Annotated in this window: 6 protein-coding genes; 2 read left to right on the top strand and 4 right to left on the bottom strand. The window is 74.9% G+C overall.

Going from position 1 to position 18,494, the window contains the following annotated elements:
* The first annotated feature begins 20 nt into the window (after positions 1-20).
* Both ACGFZL_RS31715 and ACGFZL_RS31710 read left to right on the top strand, forming a co-directional pair.
* The gene (locus ACGFZL_RS31715; RefSeq protein ID WP_407078463.1) at positions 21-4,973 is read left to right on the top strand and encodes a type I polyketide synthase; all 4,953 of its coding nucleotides are present in this window, start codon (positions 21-23) and stop codon (positions 4,971-4,973) included.
* Between the two features lie 51 nt (positions 4,974-5,024).
* Entirely contained in the window at positions 5,025-7,709 is a 2,685-nt protein-coding gene (locus tag ACGFZL_RS31710; protein ID WP_393696993.1) for an AAA family ATPase, read from the top strand.
* Positions 7,710-7,718: 9 nt separating this feature from the next.
* On the opposite strand, the gene ACGFZL_RS31705 is transcribed toward ACGFZL_RS31710, so the two are convergent.
* The 4 genes from ACGFZL_RS31705 to ACGFZL_RS31690 form a co-directional block, all read right to left on the bottom strand.
* Positions 7,719-9,161: an NAD(P)/FAD-dependent oxidoreductase gene (locus ACGFZL_RS31705; protein ID WP_393696991.1), complete on the bottom strand. Its 1,443-nt coding sequence runs from the start codon at positions 9,159-9,161 to the stop codon at positions 7,719-7,721.
* A complete protein-coding gene (locus tag ACGFZL_RS31700) occupies positions 9,158-9,616 on the bottom strand; it encodes a nuclear transport factor 2 family protein (protein WP_355176607.1) in 459 nt (152 codons plus the stop codon). The genes ACGFZL_RS31705 and ACGFZL_RS31700 overlap by 4 nt, the downstream gene beginning before the upstream one ends.
* Before the next feature lie 38 nt (positions 9,617-9,654).
* Positions 9,655-10,089: a nuclear transport factor 2 family protein gene (locus tag ACGFZL_RS31695; protein WP_355176609.1), complete on the bottom strand. Its 435-nt coding sequence runs from the start codon at positions 10,087-10,089 to the stop codon at positions 9,655-9,657.
* Between the two features lie 37 nt (positions 10,090-10,126).
* On the bottom strand, positions 10,127-18,494 hold an 8,368-nt coding region (locus tag ACGFZL_RS31690), incomplete at its 5' end, for an SDR family NAD(P)-dependent oxidoreductase (protein WP_393696988.1).

Here is an 18,494-nt window from a genome sequence, read left to right as displayed (position 1 = left end):
TCCGCCACTATCTGAAGCGTGTGACGGCGGATCTCGGACAGACCCGTCAGCGCCTGCGCGACATGGAGGAGCGGCAGCGCGAACCGGTGGCCGTCGTCGCGATGGCCTGCCGGTACCCCGGTGGCGTGGCGTCGCCGGAGCAGCTCTGGGACCTGGTCGCCTCGCGCGGCGACGCCATCGAGGCGTTCCCCGACGACCGCGGCTGGGACACGGACGGCCTCTACCACCCCGACCCGGACCACCCGGGCACCGCCTATGTACGGGAAGCCGGTTTCCTGCGGGACGCCACCCGCTTCGACGCCGACTTCTTCGGCATCAACCCGCGCGAGGCGCTCGCCGCCGATCCGCAGCAGCGGGTGCTGCTCGAAGTGTCCTGGGAGCTGTTCGAGCGGGCGGGTATCGACCCGGCCTCGCTCAAGGACAGCCGCACGGGCGTGTACGCGGGGGTGTCGAGCCAGGACTACATGTCCCGCTCGCGGGTGCCGCCGGAGGTCGAGGGCTACGCCACCACGGGCACCCTCTCCAGCGTCATCTCCGGACGAGTCGCCTACACCTTCGGCCTCCAGGGGCCGGCGGTGACGCTGGACACGGCGTGCTCGGCCTCGCTCGTCGCGATCCACCTGGCCTGTCAGGCGCTGCGGCAGGGCGACTGCGGCCTCGCCCTCGCGGGCGGCGTGACCGTGCTGTCCACGCCCACGGCCTTCGTGGAGTTCTCGCGGCAGCGCGGCCTGGCCCCGGACGGCCGCTGCAAGCCGTTCGCCGAGGCCGCCGACGGCACCGGCTTCTCCGAAGGCGTCGGCCTCGTACTTCTGGAGCGCCTCTCCGACGCGCGCCGCAACGGGCATCAGGTCCTGGCGGTGGTACGTGGGTCGGCGGTGAACCAGGACGGCGCGAGCAACGGACTGACCGCGCCGAACGACGTCGCCCAGGAGCGGGTCATCCGCCAGGCGCTCGCCCACGCCCGGGTCACCCCCGACACCGTGGACGCCGTGGAGGCGCACGGCACCGGCACCAGCCTCGGCGACCCGATCGAGGGCAACGCGCTCCTCGCCACCTACGGCAAGGACCGTCCGGCGGAACGGCCGTTGTGGCTGGGCTCGGTGAAGTCGAACATCGGGCACACGCAGGCCGCCGCCGGTGTGGCGGGCGTGATCAAGATGGTGATGGCGATGCGGCATGGCGAGCTGCCCGCGTCCCTGCACATCGACCGACCCACACCCCATGTGGACTGGGAGGGCGGGGGAGTACGCCTCCTCACCGACCCCGTGCCGTGGCCCGAGGCCGACCGCCCGCGCCGGGCCGGCGTCTCCTCGTTCGGCATCAGCGGAACCAACGCGCACCTGATCCTCGAGCAGGCCCCGGGCCCGGCGCAGCCGGCTCCTGAGCCGGAGCCCGCCGCCGGGGGCGATGCCGTCGTGCCGTGGGTGGTCTCGGCGCGTGACCGCGACGCGCTCCGCGCCCAGGCCGGGACGCTCGCCGAACGGATCTCCGCCGAGGGGCCGTCGGCGTCGCCGACCGAGGTGGGCTGGTCGTTGCTCCGGACACGTGCGCTGCACGAGCACCGGGCTGTCGTGGTGGGCGCGGGGCGTTCCGAGCTGGTGGCGGGGCTTGAGGCGTTGGCTGCGGGTGCGGTGCGTCCGGGGGTGACCGGGGCTCGGGGGGCCGCGGGTGGTGAGGTGGTGTGGCTGTTCAGTGGTCAGGGCAGTCAGCTGGTGGGGATGGGTGCGGGGTTGTATGAGCGGTTTCCGGTGTTCGCCGCCGCGTTTGACGAGGTGTGTTCCCTGTTGGAGGGGGAGTTGGGCGTCTCGTCTCTGAAGGAGACGGTCTTCCAGGGCCCGAAGGAGCGTCTTGACCATACGACGTGGGCGCAGGCGGGGTTGTTTGCGTTGCAGGTGGCTCTGGCCCGGTTGTGGGAGTCGGTGGGGGTGCGGCCTGATGTGGTGATCGGGCATTCGGTCGGGGAGATCGCTGCGGCCTATGTGGCGGGGGTGTTCGATCTGGCGGATGCGTGCCGGATTGTGGGTGCGCGGGCCCGGTTGATGGGTGCGTTGCCTGCGGGTGGGGCGATGTGTGCGGTGCAGGCGACGGCGGAGGAGCTGGCTGCCGGCCTGGAGGGTTCGACGGTGAGTGTCGCGGCGGTCAACACGCCGGATTCGACGGTCGTCTCGGGTCCGGTGGAGGAGGTGGAGCGGGTCGCGGCGGTGTGGCGGGGGCGGGGGCGTAAGACGAAGGCGCTGTCGGTCAGTCACGCTTTTCATTCGGTGTTGATGGCGCCGATGTTGGAGGAGTTCACCGAGGCGATCGGCTCGGTGGCGTTCAAGGTTCCGTCTGTGGCGTTGATGAGCAATGTTTCCGGTGCGGTGGCGGGTGAGGAGATCGCTGCGCCCGGGTACTGGGCGCGGCATGTGCGGCAGGCGGTGCTCTTCCAGCCGGCTGTCGCGGCAGTGGCGGCTCGTGCGGGGGTGTTCATCGAACTCGGCCCCGCCCCGGTGCTGACCACGGCCGCCCAGCACACCCTCGACGACACGACCGACCCCGACCGGCCGGAACCGGTCGTCACCGCGTCCTTGGACCCCAGCCAACCGGACGACGTGGCCTTCGGGCAGGCCATGGCCCGGCTGCACACCGCCGGGCTCGACGTGGACTGGACCGACTGGTTCCCGGCCGACCCGGCCCCGCGCACCGTCCCCCTCCCCACGTACGCCTTCCAGGGCCGCCGCTTCTGGCTGGCGGACGTCCTGGCGCCGGAAACCGTCTCCTCGGGGAGCGACGAAGAGGCCGGGTTCTGGACAGCGGTCGAGGGCGAGGACGTCCAGACGCTCTGCGACACCCTCCATCTCAAGGACGACCAGCGCAGGTCGGCCATGGAGACGGTGTTCCCCGCGCTGTCCGCGTGGCGGCGCGAGCGACGTGAACGGTCGGTCGTCGACGCCTGGCGCTACCGCGTCGATTGGCGGCGCGTCGAACCGGCCGCGCCCGCCGCCGACCCGGACGACGACCCCGGGACCTGGCTGATCGTGACCCCCGGGCTGCGGGCCGGAGCCTGGCCGCAGGCGTGTGCCCGGGCACTGGAGCAGGCGGGAGCCCATGTCTCGGTCGTCGAGGTCGGCCCGGGCTCCGGCCGTGCCGAACTCACCGCCCTGCTCGGCTCCCGGCCCCAGGACGGCCGACCGGTCGCGGGAGTGCTGTCCCTGCTCGCCCTCAACGAGAGCCCAGAGACCTCAGATACCCCAGAAGCCCTGGTAAGCCCAGAGACCCCAGAGACCTCAGGACCCCCCTGGTCCGCCGACGGCCTGACGGACACCCTGACACTGCTGCACGCCCTGCTGGACACCGGCATCGAGGCGCCCCTGTGGTGTGCCACGCGCGGCGCCGTCTCGTGCGGCTCCACCGACCCGGTCACCTCCCCCGCCCAGGCGCCCGTCTGGGGACTCGGCCGGGTGGCCGCCCAGGAGCACCCAGGACTGTGGGGCGGCCTGGTGGACCTGCCGGCCGACCCGGAAGGTCTCGAAGCGGGGTCCTTGTACGCCGTGCTGCGCGGGCACAGCGCAGAGGACCAGGTCGCTCTCCGCCCGGCGGGCGTCCTCGGCCGCCGCCTGCTGCCCGAGGGGCCCGGCACGGACGGCGTCGGGGAGGGGTGGCAGCCGCACGGTGCCGTCCTGGTGACGGGCGGCGTCGGGCAGCTGGCCGACCAGGTCGTGCGGTGGCTGGCCGAGTGCGGCGCGGAACACGTCGTACTCCTGGAAGCCGATGGCGCCGGCAGTCGCGAGGGATCCGACCTCCGCGCCCACGTGCGGGAGCACGGCACGCGGCTGACCGTTCTGCCGCCGTGCCGGATCGGTGACCGCGAAGCGGTCGCGCGGGCGCTCGGTGAGCTGACGGACGTGCGGATCCGGACGGTCATCCACACCTCGCTGCCCGGCGAGCTCGCCCCGTTGACCGAGGTCACGCCCGAGGAACTGGGCGCTGCCGTGTCCGCCGCCGTGCACCTGGGTGAGCCGGCCGGTGCCGGGACGGTGGAGACGGTGCTGTTCTTCTCGTCCGTGGCGGCCACCCTCGGCAGCCGGGAGCACGGCGCCCACGCCGCCGCCAACGCCTACCTGGACGCGCTGGCGCAGACGCGGGCGGCCGACGGCCCCCGGACCCTGTCGGTGGGCTGGGGCATCTGGGACCTGCCGGAAGACGGGGAGCTGGCGCGCGAGCGCGCCGGCCTGTCGAGGCGGCAGGGGCTGCCACCGCTGGAACCGCGCTTGGCGCTCGGTGCTCTGCGGGGGACGCTCGACGGCGGCGCGGGGCACGTGCTGGTCGCCGACGTCGAGTGGGAGCGGTTCGTGCCGCTGTTCACGCTGGCCCGCCCGACGAGGCTGCTCGACGACGTCCCCGCTGCCCGGCGCGTCCTGGAGGCCGCGTCGGAGAGCGACGACGGGGCCGATGTCGCGGAACTCCGCCGTGAGTTGACCGCGCTGCCCGCACGGGAGCGGACCGGTGCGCTCGTGGACCTGGTCCGGGGGGAGGTCGCGGCCGTGCTGCGGTACGAACCGGGGCAGGAGGTGGAGCCGGACAAGGCGTTCAAGGACCTCGGCTTCGACTCCCTGGTGGTGGTCGAGCTGCGCAACCGGCTGCGGGGAGCCACGGGCCTTCGCCTGCCCGCCACGCTCGTCTACAACTTCCCGACGCCGCGCGCCCTCGCCGAGCACCTGCTGGCGAGGATCCTGCCCGACGGCGGCGCGGCCGAACTTCCCGTGGCCGCGCACGTGGACGACCTGGACGAGGCCCTCGCCGGTCTCGCCCTGGACGACCCGCGCCGCCTGGGCCTCGTCCGGCGCCTGCGGGCCCTGCTGTGGAAGCACGCCGACGCCGCCGGAGCCGGGGACCGGGCCGACGAGAGCGGGCAGCGCGACTCCGACGACCTGTCCGAGGCGAGCGCCGACGACATGTTCGCGCTGATCGACCGCGAGTGGGGCAGCCAGTGACGAACGGCGTCCGGCGGTCCTTCGCACGAGAGGGGGCAAGCGGTGGACCTGGTGGAACGTACCGAGGAACTGGCCGCCCTGCGCGACGCCTTCGAGGGCTCCGCGCACACCCGCGGCAGCGTGGTGGTGCTCAGCGGCGCGGTGGCCACCGGCAAGAGCGCGCTGCTCCACGCGTGGGGTGAGCAACTGTGCCACATCGGGGCGCTGTTGCTCACCGCGTCCGCCAGCCGGGCCGAGCGCGAGCTGCCGCTCGGCGTTCTGGAACAGTTGCTGCGCAGCCCCGGCCTGCCGCCCGCGAGCGCCGAACGCGCGCTGGCCCACCTGGCGGCGCAGGACGGGCCGGTCCTCGCCGCCCCCGCCCTGCGCGGGCTCTGCGACGTACTGCGGGGCCTGGCCGAGGAGCGGCCCGTCGTCGTCGCGGTCGACGACGCGCACCACGCCGACGCGGCCTCGCTGCGGTGCCTGCTGTACCTGGTGCGGCGGCTGCGCTCCGGCCGACTGCACGTGGTCCTCACGGAGTGCGCGCAGCAGAAGACGGCGAACGCGCTTCTCGGCAGCGAGTTCCCGCACGAGCCGGGGCTTCGGCAGATCCGCCTCGAGCCCCTGTCGAAGGCCGGCGTGGCGGAGTTGCTCGCCGGGGACCTGGGGGCGAGCGTGGCGCGGGACCTCACGCCGGAGGTGCACGCGATGAGCGCGGGCTACCCGCTCCTCGCCCGGGCCCTGATCGACGACCACCGCACGGGGAACGGGCCAGGAGAGGCGTACGGCCGCGCGGTGCTCGGTTTCCTCCACCGGCACGGGACCGCGGCCACCCGGGTCGCCCGTGTCACGGCCGTACTGGGCGAGCACACGTCGCCGGCACCCCTGGCACGGCTGCTCGACGCGGACGCGGAGTCGGTCGCGCGGGTCGTGCACCGGCTCACCGTGGCGGAGGTGCTGTACGAGGGCCGACTGTGCCATCCGGCGTTCCGGGCGGCGGTGCTGGACGGCATCCCCTCGGACGAGCGGCGGGCCTTGCACGGGCGGGTGGCGCAGACGCTGTACGAGGAGGGCGCACCCGCCATCGAGGTGGCCGCCCAGCTCGTGGCAGCCGACCGCACCGAGGTGCCCTGGGCGGTGCCCGTGCTCCGGGAGGCGGCGCACCTCCTCCTGGCGGACGACGAGGTGGAGACCGGCGTGGACCATCTGCGCGCCGCCCTCCGGCGCTGCGGGGACGCCGAGCAGCGCGGGGCGGTCGTCAGTGCGCTCGCCGACGCGGAGTGGCGCCTGGACCCCGCGAAGGTCCTGCGGCATCTGCCCGCGACGCCCACCGCCGCCGGCGACGGCCTTCCGCCCCTGCCCGCCCACCTGCTCTGGCACGGCCGGGTGGCGGAGGGCCTGGACGCCATCGGCACGCTCATCGGCCCGGGCGCGGCCGGCGCGGCCCCGGTGAACGCGGCGGACCTGGACACGCCGTGGCTGTGGGGCGCCTACCTCTACCCCGGGCACGTCAAGGAGCGCCTGGGCTCAGGCGTGCTGCCCGCACCGCGTGGCACTGCCCCGCCGGCGGTCACTCCCGAGCTGCAGGGCGCGGGCGTGCTGATGAACGACCTGCTGTACGGCGCCGAGGACGAGGCCACCGCGGCGGCCGAGCGCTCCCTGAACCGCTACCGGCTCGGCCCCCGCACGGTGGCGGTGCAGACCGCCGCCCTGGCCGCCCTGACCTACCGCGACCGCCCGCACCGCGCCGCCACCTGGTGCAACCGGCTCATCGCGCAGGCCGCGGAGCGGCGCAGCCCCACCTGGCAGGCGCTGTTCACCGCAGAGCGCGCACTCATCCACCTGCGGCAGGGCGACCCGGCCGGGTCCGCGCGCCGGGCGGAGGACGCCCTCGCGCTGCTCGGGCCGAAGAGCTGGGGGGTGGTGATCGGCCTGCCGCTGGCGGTGGCCGTAGCGGCGAAGGCCGCCCTCGGCGACGTCGACGGGGCGGCCGAGCTGCTCGAACGCCCGGTTCCGCAGGCGGTGTTCGAGACCCGGGTCGGGCTGCACTACCTGGCGGCCCGCGGGCGCTACCACCTGTCGACCGGCTGCTACTACGCCGCCCTGTGCGACTTCTATGCCGTCGGGAAGAGGATGAGCGGCTGGGGCGTGGACCTGCCCGGCGTGGAACCGTGGCGCCTGGGGGCGGCCGAGGCGTATCTGGCGCTCGGCGAGTCCCTGCTGGCCCGGCAGCTGGTGGAGGCGCAGCTGGCGCTGCCGATGCCCGCGCGGGGACGCACGCACGGGATGACGCTGCGCGTGCGGGCGGCGACGCACGAGCCGCCGACGCGCGTCGGGCTGCTGGAGGAGGCCGTGTCGGTGCTCCAGGAGTGCGGCGACGCGTTCGAGCTGGCCCGGGCGGTGGCCGACCTGAGCGCCGCCCTCCGGGCGGAGGGCGAGAGCGAGCGCGCCGGGCTGCTCGCCCGCAAGGCGCGGCTGCTCTCCCGCCGCGTCGGCGGCGCGCCCGCGTCGGCCGACGATCCCTCCGACGAGGCGTACCTCCCCGATGCCGTCGCGGAGCAGCCCGCACCGCCCGGCCCGGACGCCGGACTCACCGGCGCGGAGGTCCGGGTGGCGCGACTGGCCGCCGACGGCCTCACCAATCACGAGATCTCCCGGAAGCTGTGCATCACGGTCAGCACGGTGGAGCAGCATCTGACCCGGATCTACCGGAAGTTCCACATCAAGCGCATGGATCTGCGGGCCGTCCTGCAGTGAGGGCCGGGGTCAGGAACGCGCCGGTGCCGGCGCGATCACGGACGCGTCGAGGTTCACCACGGCCAGCTCGTCCGTGCTCAGCGGGGGAGCGGTCAGCTCGGGGCGGCGCTCGTCGGCGCGCATCGCCATGAGGAAGCGGTTGGAGCCCAGTTCGGTCTGCGGCGCGTTGAGGCTCATCACGTCCGTGACGATCTCGGAGGCCCTGGGAGAGCGGATCGAGGCGGCGGTGATGGCGTCGGCGAACCGCAGCCGCTGATCGGTGTCGACGCCCGTGAGTCGTGGATCCGTCGCCTGGACACGGCAGTTGACGTAGTCGATGTCCTTGGACGCGGCGAGGATCCACGGGTCGTCGACGGCCGCGCCGATCGCCTGCTGTATCCGGCCCGCCCCGGCCCCCGGGCTCCCCTCGCGTGCCAGCTCGCGGCCGAGCGTGGTGGCGCCGCGCGCGGCGGAGCTCATGCCGTGGCCGTAGATCGGGTTGAACGCGGTCAGCGAGTCGCCGACGACGAGCAGGCCGTCGGGCCACTGCTCGAGCCGCTCCGGGTACAGCCGCCGGTTGGCCCCGGAGCGGGAGCCGAAGACGGGGGTGAGGGGTTCGGAGTCCCGCAGCAGCTCGGCGATGAGCGGATGGCTCAGGTCCCGGGCGAACGGCAGGAACTCGTCCTCGGTGGCGGGCAGTCGGGCGCCCCTGGTGCAGGAGAGGGTCACGATCCAGCGGCCACCCTCGATCGGGTAGACCACGCCGAAGCGGCCGGGTTCGCGGACCCGGTCGTCGGCGGCGATGTTCACGGCGGGGAAGCGCGCCGTCGCGCCGGGCGGCGCCCGGAAGATCCGGGTGGCGTAGGCGACGCCCGCGTCCACGACGTCCTTGTGCGGCGCGGGCACGCCGAGCGCCGCCAGCCACTGCTTGAGCCGGGAGCCGCGACCGGTGGCGTCGATCACCAGGTCCGCCTCCAGCGGCGTCTGCCGGCCGCCGTCGAGAGCGCGTACGACGACGCCGCTCACCCGGCGGTCGTCACCGGTCAGTTCCACGGCCTCGGTGCGCTGCAGCACGGTGACGTTCGCGGGCGCGAGGGCGTGCTGACGTACCGTCAGGTCGAGCAGGGGGCGGCTCGCGAGCAGCGCGAACTGGGTGGCGGGGAAGCGGTGCTGCCAGCCCTGGCCGGTCAGCGTCACCAGGTCCTCGGGGAAGCCGAGGCGGCGGGCGCCGGCCGCGAGGAGGCGGTCGACGGTGCCGGGCAGCAGGTCCTCGATGAGGCGCGCGCCGTTGGACCACAGCAGGTGCGCGTGCCGCCCCTGCGGGACGCCCTTGCGGTGCTGCGGGACGTCCGGCAGCGCGTCGCGTTCGACGACGGTGACGGTCTCCACATGGCGGGCCAGGACATGGGCCGCCAGGGTGCCGGCCATGCTGGCGCCCAGTACGACGGCGTGTGCGGGTCGGGTGGTGGTCACGCGCGGATCCCTTCGGGGTGGGTGGGGTCGGCGGGCCCGGCCGGCTCGCCGTCGTCGCCCGTCGTCGCGGGGGCCGGCGGCTCGTCCATGGTCACGTCCGTCACGCCCCAGTACGCCTGGACCCGGCGGCCGAGCCCCCGCTCGTCCAGTTCGACGATGCCGACGATGCGGAAGGTCATCGGGCGGGGCCGCCGCACGGTCACCGTCGTCGGCGTGACGACGAAGCGGTCGTCCATCGACGTCATCGGCGGGCCGGGCACCTCGTGCGTGCCGCAGGAGACGGCCAGTTCGAGATGGCGGCGCAGATCGTCCTTGCCGACCATCGGGGGCCGCCCCACCGGGTCCTCGAAGACGATGTCGTCGGCGAACAGGTCGAGGACGCCCTCGATGTCACCGGCGTTGATCCGCTGCGCGTAGTCGGTCGCCATCTTCTTGCGCGCGGCCTCGTCGGGCATGGCACCTCCAGAAAGGGTGGGCCGGCCTGGGCTGCCGGTCAGCCGAGGACCGTGAGATCGGATGTGCCCCAGTACGACGTGAGGTGCCGGATCAGGCCGGAGCCGTCCAGACGCATCACGAGCATGGCCGCGCGCCGCACGCGCGCCGTCTCCGGGCGGTCGGGAGCCTCGATCCAGCCCCGCTCGGCATGGAGCGGCCCCAGGGGCAGGTAGTCCATGACGGAGGTGACCTGGAGCAGGACGTGGGTGCCGTCCTGCCCGGCGACGGGCTCCGACGCCTCCTCGCGCACCCGCGCCGACAGGAGCGGCCCGTAGTGGGCGCGCAGCGCGTCGTGTCCGGTCACCGGAGCCACGCCCACCGGGTCCTCGACCACGGCGTCGGGCGCGTACAGCTCGACCAGCGCGTCCAGATCCCCGGCGTTGACCCGGCGGCTGTGCTCCAGGGCACGCTGCTTGCGGGCGAACTCGTTCATCACTTCTCCTTCCCGCACATCAGTGCCTCCCCGGACATCAACGCCCCTCTCCGGAGCGTCCGTCGCCGCTCCCCCTGCCGAGGTCCCGGTCGATGAACGCGAAGATCTCGTCGGCCGAGGCGTCCTGGATGCGGACGGCCGCCTCGGCCTTCTCGGCCGCGCGCTCCGGCACGTCCAGGCGGGCGAGCGTGGCGCGCAGCCGCCCGGCCAGCTCGGCCCGCGCACCGCCGTCCCGGGCGGAGACCGTGAGCAGCGAGGACTCGAGCCGTTCGAACTCCGCCAGCACGTCGGCCAGCGGGTCCGCCGCGCGCGGCGCCAGCAGGCGGCTCAGCTCGGCGGCGAGTCCCGCCGGGTCGGGGTGGTCGAAGACGAACGTGGCGGGCAGCTTGAGGCCGGTGGCGCCCGCGAGCCGGTTGCGCAGCTCCACCGCGGTCAGCGAGTCGAAGCCCAGCTCCCGCAGCCCCTGCGTGGCGTTGACCGGCGTGGCCGCGTCGTGGCCGAGGACCGCCGCGACGTGCGTGCGCACCAGGTCGAGCAGGGCCTGCTCGCGCTCCGTGTCGGACATGGCGCCGAGCGCCTTGAGGAACGCCGCCGCGCCCGCCGCCGCGGTGGGCCCGGCCGCCGCGCGCACCAGGTCCTGGAGCAGCGCGGGAGCGGCGTGGCTCTGGGCCTGCCGCCGCATCCGGGCCAGGTCGAGGCGGACCGGCGCGAGGAGCGGCAGACCGCCGGCCCACGCGGTGTCCAGCAGGGCCAGACCCTCCTCGGCGCGCAGCCCGACGACGCCGGCGCGGGCGTGCCGCGCCCGGTCGGCGTCGGTGAGCCGCCCCGACATGCCGGTGTCCAGATCCCAGTAGCCCCACGCCAGGGACAGCGCCGACGCCCCGCCGGCGTGCCGCTGCCGGGCCAGCGCGTCCAGGAAGGCGTTGGCCGCCGTGTAGCTGCCCTGCCCCGGGCCGCCGAGCAGTCCGGTGACCGAGGAGTACAGCACGAACGCGGACAGGTCCGACTCCCGGGTCAGCTCGTGCAGCTGCCAGGCCGCGTCCGCCTTCACCCGCATCACCTCCTCGACCTGCGCGGCCGTGAGGTTCTGCACCACCGCGTCGCTCACGGTGCCCGCGCAGTGGAAGACGGCGGTCAGGGGATGCTCCGCCGGGACCGACCCCACGAGGGCGGCGGCCGTGTCCCGGTCGCCGGGCTCGCAGGCGGCGAAGGCGACCCGCGCGCCGAGTGCGGACAGGTCGGCCGCCAGCTCGAGCGCCCCGGGCGCGTCGGCCCCGCGCCTGCTGGACAGCAGCAGGTGCCGCGCCCCGTACCGGCTGACCAGGTGCCGGGCCGTCAGGGCGCCGAGGGCACCGGTGCCGCCCGTGATGAGCACGGTGCCCTCGGGGTCGAAGGCGACGGGCAGCGTGAACACGGTCGGAGCCGCCGGGTCCGGCACCGCCGCGGGTGCCTGGCGGACGTCCCACACGGTGACCGGCAGCGGCTCCAGGCCGTCCGCGCCGCCCAGTTCGGCGAGCTGGGACAGGATCTCCCGTACGCGGTCGGGCGCGGGCGGCACGACGAGGTGCACGGTGTCCGTGCCGTCGCCCACGCGGTGGACGACCAGGGCCCCCGCGTCGTCGCGGCCGAGGACCGCCACCGGGCCGGGCTCGGGGCCCGCACCGGGCGCCGGTGACCCGCCGCCGACGACATCCACCCGCAGATGCCGGGCGAGGCACCGTGCGGCCCGGCCGACGGAGCCGGTCTCCTCCTCGACCAGGAGCGACTCCCCGCCGCCCGGCACGGCGGCGTCCGACAGCGCGGCGTGCGCGGTCACGTAGGCGCCCACGGCCCCGGCCGCCTGCGCCCAGCTCCAGCCGGACGGCACCGGCATGAGCAGCCCGGACTCGGCGACCGCCACCGGCCCCACCAGGTCGATCAGGCCCATCACGCGGTCTCCCGCACGCACCGCGTCGACCTCGGAGCCCACCTCCACCACCACACCCGCGCCTTCGGCCCGGGGCTCGGCGGGCACGGCGGCACGCAGCGCCACCCGCACCTCGTGCGGCGCGAGCGCCCGCCCGGCCTCGGGAGCGTCGACGAGAGCAGGCCGCCCCTCGGCCCCGGCCAGCCGCCACGTGAGGGACCCGACCGGCGGCGCGAGCCGCCCCGCGGCGTCCTCACGCACGAGACGCGGCACGAACGCCTGCCCGTCACGCAACGCCAACTCCGGCTCCTCCCAGCCCAGTACGCCCGGCACCGCCGCGAGCGACGCCTCCCGGCCGTCGAGGTCGAGGAGCGTCAGCCGGCCCGGGTTCTCGGCCTGCGCGCTGCGCACCAGACCCCACACCGCCGCGCCGGGCAGGTCACCCGCCTCCTCGCCCGGACGTGTGGCGACCGCGCCCCGGGTGACCACGACGAGGCGGCTCGCACCGAACGCGGGGTCGTCCACCCACTCCTTGAGCAGGCCGAGCAGGGACACGGTGGCGAGCCGCGCGTCCCCGGCCGCGTCCTCGCCGCCCCCGTCGGGCGTGACGCACACGGCGAGCACGGCGTCGGGCGCCTCGGCCCCGCCCGCTACGCGCGCCCTGAGCGCGGCGAACGTGTCCTGCACCGGAGCCTCCGGCAGCACCCCGGACAGCGCCGCGCCCACCGGGTCCGCGACCGGGGCGACGAGAGCGGGACGCGAGACGGCGGCGGGTGCCTCGGCTCGGGCGGCCGCCTCGGTCCAGGCGAGCCGGAAGAGCGCGTCGCGGTCCACGGCCCGGGCGCCCGCGATCTGATGGGCGGCCACCGGCCGCACCGTGAGCGCTTCGAGGGTGAGGACCGGCGATCCGCCCGCGTCCACGGCCGTGAGGGCCAACTGGTCCCGCCCGGTCCGCGCGACACGCACCCGCAGCCGCTCCGCACCGGAGGCGTGCACCTGCAATCCGCTCCAGGAGAAGGGCAGCAGCACCTGGTCGGTGTCGGCGGACGAGGTGACCGCGTCCAGGATCAGGGCGTGCAGGGTGGCGTCGAGGAGCACCGGGTGCACCTGGTAGCGGCCGGCCTGCGCGCTCTCGGTCTCGGGGAGCGCGACTTCGGCGAAGAGGTCGTCACCGAGCTTCCAGGCGGTCAGCAGACCCTGTGACGCGGACCCGAAGTCGTACCCGTACGAGGCCAGTTCACCATAGGGGTCCGGTCCGGCGACCGGCGTCGCGCCGGGCGGCGGCCAGGCCCCGCCGAGCTCCGAGTCCTCGGCGTCCGGGTCGGCCGGAGCGAGCACACCGGCGGCGTGCCGGGTCCACGCGCCCTCCTCGCCCTCGCCGGACGGCCGGGAGTGGACGGACACCGGACGCCGCCCGCCCTCGTCCGGCGCGCCGACCGCCACCTGCAGATCGACCGTGCCCTTGTCGTCGAAGGCGAGCGGCGTGTGCAGGGCCAGCTCCGCGAGCCGCCCGCAGCCGCTGCGCACGGCCGCCTGCAGGGCGAGTTCCACGAAGGCCGAGCCGGGCAGCAGCACGGTGTCCGCGACCCGGTGCTCGGCCAGCCACGCCTGGTCCCGGGGCGAGATCCGCCCGGTCAGCACATGGCTGCCTCCGTCGGCCAGCTCCACGGCCGCGCCGAGGAGCGGGTGCCCCGCCGAGGAGAGCCCGAGCCCCGCCGGATCCCCGGCAAGCCCCCGACGGCCCTCGAGCCAGTACCGCTCCCGCTGGAAGGCGTACGTCGGCAGGTCCACCACCCGGGGCAGCGGAACGGCCGGGAACCAGCCCGTCCAGTCGATGTCGGCGCCGGCCGTGAACGCCTGGGCGGCGGCGCGGGCGAGTTGGGCGGTGTCGCCGTGGTCGCGGCGCAGGGTGGGGACGACGGTGGCGGGGACGTCCGCCCGCTCGATGGTCTCCTCCATGCCGAGGGTGAGGACCGGGTGCGGGCTCGCCTCCACGAAGAGGCGGTAGCCGTCGGCGAGAAGGGCCTCGATCGTGTCGGCGAAACGGACCGGCTGCCGCAGGTTCGTCACCCAGTAACCGGTGTCCAGAGCGGTGGCGCTGTCGAGGCGTTCGGCGGTGACGGTCGAGTAGAAGGCCACGTCGGTGGCGACCGGACGGATGTCACTCAGGCGCTCGGTCAGCTGGTCACGGATCTCGTCGACCTGGGAACCGTGGGAGGCGTAGTCCACGTCGATGGTCCGCGCCCGCAGTCCTCGGGCCTCCGCGTCGGCGACCAGGGCGGCCACTTCCTCGGGCGGCCCGGAGATCACGGTTGAGGCCGGCCCGTTGACGGCCGCGATCCCGACACCGAGGTGCCCCTCGATCAGTTCGGCCGCCTGCTCGGCGCCCACGCCCAGCGAGGCCATGGCGCCACGCCCCGCCAACTGCCGCAGAGCGTCACTGCGCACGGCGACCACCCGCGCGGCATCCTCCAGCGACAGCGCACCGGCCACGCAGGCGGCGGCCATCTCCCCCTGGGAGTGGCCGATGACGGCGGCGGGCTTGACGCCGTAGTGCTCCCAGACGGCGGCGAGCGAGACCATCACCGCCCACAGCACCGGCTGCACGACCTCGACTCGGGACAGCTCGCCACCGTCCCCGCGCAGCACCCCGGTCAGTGACCAGTCCACATACGCCGACAACGCCCGCTCGCACTCGGCGATCCGGGCGGCGAACACCGGCGACTCCTCCAACAGCCGCGCACCCATCCCCACCCACTGCGAGCCCTGCCCCGGAAACACCAGCACCGGACCGGCACCGGACGCCCCCTGGACCACGCCCTCCACCACGCCGGCGGACGGCTCCCCGACCGCCAACGCCCGCACACCGGCCAGGAGTTCCTCCCGGTCCCGGCCCACGACCACCGCCCGGTTCTCGAACACCGAGCGGCTCCTGACCAGGGACCAGCCCACATCGAGAGGAGACGCGAGCGCCGGATCCGTGGCCGCCCGCTCGGCCAGGAGCCGGGCCTGGGCCCGCAGCGCCTGCTCACCGCGGGCCGAGACCACCCACGGCACCACTCCGGCCGGCGCCTCGGCCTCGGGCGCGGTGACCGGTGCCGGGAGATCCGGGGCCTGCTCCAGGATCACGTGCGCGTTCGTGCCCGAGATGCCGAAGGCCGACACCCCGGCCCGCAGCGGGCGTTCGCCACGCGGCCACGCGACGGGCTCGGACAGCAGCCGTACGCCGCTGCCCTCCCAGTCCACGTGCGGCGTGGGCGCGTCGATGTGCAGCGAGGCGGGCAACTGCTCGTGCCGCATCGCCATCACCATCTTGATCACACCGGCGACGCCGGCCGACGCCTGGGCGTGCCCGATGTTCGACTTGACCGAGCCGAGCCACAGCGGCCGGTCCTCGGGCCGGTCCTTTCCGTACGTGGCCACCAGGGCGGACGCCTCGATGGGGTCGCCGAGCATGGTGCCGGTGCCGTGCGCCTCCACCGCGTCGACGTCCTCGGCCGACAGGCGGGCGTTGGCGAGGGCCTGCCGGATCACGCGCTGCTGCGCCTGACCGTTGGGCGCGGTGAGGCCGTTGCTGGTGCCGTCCTGGTTGATGGCCGAGCCCCGGATCACCGCGAGGACCCGGTGTCCCCTGCGCCGGGCCTCGGAGAGCCGCTCCAGGACGACGAGCCCGACGCCCTCGGCCCAGCCGGTGCCGTCGGCGGAGGCCGCGAACGGCTTGCAACGGCCGTCCTTGGCGAGGCCCCGCTGCAACGAGAACTCCACGAACGCACCGGGCGTGGCCATGACGGTGGCGCCGCCCGCGAGCGCGAGCGAGCACTCGCCCTGCCGCAGCGCGTGCGCGGCCTGGTGGATCGCGACCAGGGACGACGAGCAGCCGGTGTCCAGCGTCATCGCCGGACCCTCGAGGCCGAGGACGTACGACACCCGGCCGGAGGCGACACAGCCGAGGTTGCCGGTCCCGATGTAGCCCTCGACCTCGGTGGGCCGCTCACCGACGAGCGCCAGGTAGTCGAAGATGGTCAGGCCCGTGAACACCCCGGTGTTGCTGCCCTTGAGGGCCTCCCGGTCGAGCCCGGCGCGTTCGACGGCCTCCCAGGCGGTCTCCAGGAGCAGGCGCTGCTGCGGGTCCATGGCGATGGCCTCGCGCGGGCTGATTCCGAAGAAGGAGGCGTCGAAGTCACCCGCGTCGTAGAGGAACCCGCCCTCGCGCACATAGCTGGTGCCGCGGCTCGCCGGATCCGGGTCGTACAGGGTCGCCAGGTCCCAGCCCCGGTCGTCCGGAAAGTCGCCCATGGCGTCCTTGCCGGCCGCGACCAGGTCCCACAGCTCCTCGGCGGAGGTCACGCCGCCCGGGAAGCGGCAGGCCATGCCGACGATCGCGACGGGTTCGTCGTCGGCGGAGGCGGTGGCGGCCCGCGTCGCGTCGGCGGTCGCGGTGTCCCCGGACAGCTCGGCCCGCAGGACGTCGGCGAGCGCGTCCGGCGTCGGATGGTCGAAGACCACCGTGGTCGGCAGGGCCAGCCCCGTGCTCTTGTTGAGCCGGTTCCGCAGCTCCACCGCGGTGAGCGAGTCGAAGCCCAGCTCCTGGAACGGCTTCGTCGCCGGGACGGCGTCGACATCCGCGTGCCCGAGCGTCGCCGCCGCCTGGGAGCGCACGTGCTGGAGCAGCAACTGCCGCTGTTGGGCCGGCTTCGCCTCGGTCAGCTCCTGCTGCAGCGAGGACGCCTCCGCCGCTTCCTCCTGGGCCACCGGCGCGCTCGCCCGCCGGTTCTCGGGCAGGTCGGCGAGGAGCGGGCTGGGGCGCTGCGCGGTGAAGGTCGAGGTGAACTGGGCCCAGTCGAAGTTCGCGACGGTCAGCGTGGTCTCGCCCGCGTCGAGGGCCTGGTGCAGGGCCTTGACGCACAGGTCCGGGGCGAGCGGGTGCAGACCGAAGCGGGAGAAGAACGTCAACGCGGCCTGGTCGGCGGCCATCCCGGCCTCGGCCCAGGGCCCCCAGGCGATGGACGTGGCGGTGAGGCCCTGGGAGCGGCGGTGCTCGGCGAGGGCGTCGAGGAAGTGGTTGGCCGCGCCGTAAGCGCCCTGCTGGCCGCTGCCCCACACGCCGGCGCCGGAGGAGAAGAGCACGAAGGCCGAAAGGTCCGCGTCCCGCGTCAGCTCGTGCAGGTTGAGGGCGGCGAGCGCCTTGGGCCGCAGCACCTCGTCGAGCTGCGCGGCCGACAGGTCGCCGAGGCCGACGTAATTCGGCACGCCGGCGGCATGGACGACGGCGCGCAGGGGCTGCTCGGCGGGGATGCCGGCGAGCAGCTCGCGGACCTTGCCCCTGTCGCTGACGTCGCAGGCGGCGATGGTGACGGCCGCGCCGAGCCGCGTCAGTTCGGCGCTGAGCTCCTGTGCGCCGGGTGCCTCGGCTCCGCGACGGCTGGTGAGCAGGAGGTGCGGGGCGCCCTGGCCGGCGAGCCAGCGGGCGAGGACGGCGCCGATACCGCCGGTGCCGCCCGTGATGAGGGTGGTGCCCTCGGGCCGCCAACTGGGCCCGATCTCGACCGTATTGGCGGTCGCGTGGACGAGGCGGCGGGCGTGCGTCCCGTTGGCCCGGACGGAGAGCTGGTCCTCGCCCTGCGGGGCCAGGCCCGCGGCAAGGCGGGTCAGGGCGTGGTGGTCGATGTGGGCGGGCAGGTCGATGAGCCCGGCCCACAGTCGGGGGAACTCGAGGGCGGCGACGCGGCCGAGCCCCCACACCTGGGCCTGGACCGGATGGGTCAGGGGATCGGCGGCACCGGTGGAGACGGCGCCCTGAGTGAGGGTGTGCACGGGAGTGGTGGCGCCGTTGTCGCCGAGAGCCTGGAGGAGGGCGGTCGTCGCGGCGAGCCCGGCGGGCACGGCCGGGTGCTCGGGGAGCGGCTCCTCGTCGAGGGCCAGCAGATTCACGATTCCGGCGTACGACGCGTCCGCACCCAGCACCGCCGGCAGCTCCCCGGCGAGTGCCTCCCGCTCCACGGTCCGCGCGTCGATCACGTGCCGCCGGGCCTCGCCGCCGTGGGCGGCCACGGCCTGCGCGGTCGCGAGCACGGCGGGGTGCTCCGCGTGCGCGGCGGGGACGAGCAGCAGCCAGGTGCCGGTCAGCTCGGGAGCCGGGCCGTCGGGCAGGTGCCTCCACGCGACGTGATAACGCCAGGAGTCGACGGTGGACTGCGCCCGGTGCCGCCGCCGCCAGGCAGAGAGAACGGGGAGCGCGGGCTCGAGGGCGCCGACCGTCTCCGGCTCGCTGTCGATCTTCAGGCTTCTCGCCAGGGCGTCGATGTCCAAGTCCTCGATGGACTGCCACACCTGGGCCTCGACCGGGTCGTGGCCGCCACCCGCCGGCGCCACCGCCACGGGCGGCTCCACCCAGTAGTGCCGGTGCTGGAAGGCGTAGGTGGGGAGGTCGACGGTGCGGGGGGTGGTGGGTTCGGTGGGGAACCAGCGGCGCCAGTCGATGCCGGCGCCGGCGGTGAAG

The organism is Streptomyces sp. NPDC048182 (genome assembly GCF_043202555.1).
Classification (GTDB): domain Bacteria; phylum Actinomycetota; class Actinomycetes; order Streptomycetales; family Streptomycetaceae; genus Streptomyces.
Note: the sequence above shows the minus strand (reverse complement) of the source record. Positions and strands in the feature narration are given on the sequence as shown.